This is a genomic window from Streptomyces calidiresistens (assembly GCF_014141525.1).
In the GTDB taxonomy this organism is placed as follows: Bacteria; Actinomycetota; Actinomycetes; order Streptomycetales; family Streptomycetaceae; genus Streptomyces; species Streptomyces calidiresistens.
This window is the reverse complement of sequence record NZ_VKHS01000729.1, coordinates 1-2,747: the sequence shown is the minus strand read 5'-3', so window position 1 is coordinate 2,747 and position 2,747 is coordinate 1. Positions and strand designations below refer to the sequence as shown.

The 2,747-nt window shown below is 75.5% G+C and carries 3 protein-coding genes; 1 reads left to right on the top strand and 2 read right to left on the bottom strand.

Going from position 1 to position 2,747, the window contains the following annotated elements; genetic code table 11:
- Positions 1-1,138, top strand: a 1,138-nt coding sequence (locus FOE67_RS22070) for a trans-sulfuration enzyme family protein (protein ID WP_182666591.1), incomplete at its 5' end; no start/stop codon positions are given.
- Here FOE67_RS22070 and FOE67_RS22065 read toward each other — a convergent pair.
- Positions 1,122-1,829, bottom strand: a complete 708-nt coding sequence (locus tag FOE67_RS22065) for a GNAT family N-acetyltransferase (RefSeq protein WP_438874280.1) — start codon at positions 1,827-1,829, stop codon at positions 1,122-1,124. The genes FOE67_RS22070 and FOE67_RS22065 overlap by 17 nt on opposite strands.
- Positions 1,830-2,018: 189 nt before the next feature.
- Positions 2,019-2,747, bottom strand: a 729-nt coding sequence (locus FOE67_RS22060) for an SDR family oxidoreductase (protein WP_182666589.1), incomplete at its 5' end; no start/stop codon positions are given.

The window sequence follows — 2,747 nt, the reverse complement described above, 5'->3', positions numbered from 1 at the left end:
GGCCATGGACACCGAGGCGGTTCACGCCGGACGCGAGGACCTCGCCGCCATGGGGCTGCACGCGCCCCCCATCGACCTGTCCACCACCCATCCCTCCGCCGACAGCCGAGCCGAGGCCGCCCGCATCGACGCCTTCGCCGCCACCGGCGCCCGTCCCGAGGGCCCCCCGGTGTACGCGAGGGTGGACAACGCCACCACCGCCCGCTTCGAGGACGCCCTCGCCCGACTGGAGGGCACCGACACCGCCGTCGCCTTCGCCAGCGGCATGGCCGCGCTCACCGCCCTCCTGCTGGCCCGCGCGGGTGGCGGCGCGGGGCACGTCGTGGCGGTCCGTCCCCTCTACGGCTGCAGCGACCATCTTCTGGACGGCGTCCTGCCCGGCGTCTCCGTCACCCGGACCACCCCCGACGGCATCGCCGCCGCACTCCGCCCGGACACCGGCCTGGTGCTGGTCGAGACCCCCGCCAACCCCACCCTCGTCGAACTCGACATCGAGGCCGTGGCCCGCGCCTGCGGCCCCGTCCCCCTGGTGGTGGACAACACCTTCGCCACCCCGGTGCTGCAACGCCCCGCCGCGCACGGGGCCCGGGCCGTGCTGCACAGCGCCACCAAGTACCTCGGGGGGCACGGGGACGTCATGGGCGGGATCGTGGCCTGCGACGAGGAACTCGCCCGCGACCTGCGTCGCGTTCGCTTCGCCACCGGCGCGGTGCTCCATCCCCTGGCGGGCTATCTCCTGCTGCGCGGCCTGGCCACCCTGCCGGTGCGGGTGCGCGCGCAGTCCGCGACCGCCGCCGAACTCGCCCGGCGCCTCGCCGAGCACCCGGCCGTCGAACGGGTCCACCGTCCGGCGATCGGCGGCGGGATGCTCGCCGTCGAGGTCGCCGGCGACCCGCACCGGGTCATCGCGGAGGTGGAGCTGATCACCCCGGCGGTCAGTCTGGGGGGCGTCGACACCCTCGTCCAGCACCCGGCCTCCATCAGCCACCGGGTGATCGGGGAGGAGGGGCGTCGCGACGGCGGCATCGAGGACCGGCTCCTGCGCCTCTCCGTCGGCCTGGAGGACGTGGAGGACCTGTGGGATGACCTCGACCGGGCGCTGCACGCCTGCGGGAACCCGGTCACCGACTCCCGGTGACCGGCCCACTGAGCACGGGGGGCGCGACCGGCGGCACCAACGTGGCCCCGATCACCACGGTGCCGCCGTCGCGGGCGAACTCCAGCGGCAGGCCGGTACCCCGCATCGTCGCGGCCATCCCGGTGTCCGAGGCCCGCGTCACCGCGTACACCCCCGGCCGCCCCAGGGCCCGGGCCTCGGCCAGCAGTTCCCCCAGCACCGCCGAACCGACCCCGCGGCGCTGCCAGGCGTCCTCCACCATCAGCGCCACCTCGGTGTCCTCCCCGTCCCACAGCAGATGCCCGAGGGCCACCACGGCCCCCTCGGGGGTGCGGGCGGCGACCGAGCGTCCGTGCCGGGGACCGAGCAGATGGGCGAGATACCGGTCCGCCTCGCCGATGGGACCGTGATAGCGGCGGGCGAGCGTCTCGGCCGAGCAGCGTTCGTGCATGGCTCGCGCGGCGGGCAGATCCCCGGGACCGGCGGGGGTCAGGGACAGCCCCGGCACCGGCGGCACCGGCGGCGGCGGGGTGAACGGGGCCGCCGGGAGGACGGGACCGGCGCGGTGCGCGTCGCCGGCGCCCCGTTCCCCGCCGAACGGGGGGAGCCGTCGCGGACGGCAACCCCGGCCCGGACCGCGGTCCGGGCGCCGACCGCGGAGCCATCCGCGCGGCGGGCCGTCGAAGCGGCGGGGGAACGACGAGTCAGCCATGGCATCACTCTCGTGGATCGGTGTTGCGTGATCACGAACGGCCTGTGACCGGTGGGTTAAGGAGGTAGTCGGACAAATGCCCGCTTTTCTGTCGGTCATTCGTGCCGGTGGCCCATGCGTACGACACGGAGGCCCACCCCCACCCGGGGAAGAAGCGGGAGGAAACGGCGGCACGCGCCCCGCCGCCCCTCACAGGCCACCCGAGACCCGCAGCACGGCCCCCGTCGTGTAGGAGGCCTCCGGCGACATCAACCACGCCACCGCCCCGGCCACCTCGCCGACCTCCCCGGGCCGCCCCATCGGCACCCGGTCGGAGTTGCGCCACGGCCGCTGAGGATCACCCATCGACGCGTGGATGTCGGTGAGGATCATCCCCGGCTGCACCGAGTTGACCCGCACCCCCTCGGTCGCCAACTCCTTGGCCAGCCCCACCGTCATCGCGTCCACGGCCGCCTTCGCCGCCGCGTAGTGCACGTACTCACCCGGAGCCCCCAGCGTCGCCGCGCACGAGGAGATGTTCACGATCGTTCCCCCCGCCCCGCCGTGCCGCCGCGACATCGTCCGGGCCGCCCGCCGCGCGCACCACAGGGCGCCCAGCACGTCGACCTCCACCACCCGGCGCACCGTTTCCGTCGGGGTCTCGCTCAACCGGCCCAAGGGACCGGTGATCCCCGCGTTGTTGACCAGGCCGGTGACGCCCCCGAACGCCTCCTCCGCCGCGGCGAACAAGCCCTCGACCTCCGACTCGTCCGCCACGTCGACCCGCGCCGTCACGGCCCGTCGGCCCAGGGCCCGCACCCGCTCCGCGACCCCTTCGGCCGCCTGCCCGTCCCGTTCCCAGCCGATCACCACGTCGTGACCCGCCGACGCCAACCGGACGGCCACCGCCGCCCCGATCCCGCGCCCGCCCCCGGTGAC

Excerpts from the sequence above, each read along its gene's own strand:
- FOE67_RS22065 (WP_438874280.1), bottom strand. The coding sequence starts at position 1,829 with ATGGCTGACTCGTCGTTCCCCCGCCGCTTCGACGGCCCGCCGCGCGGA.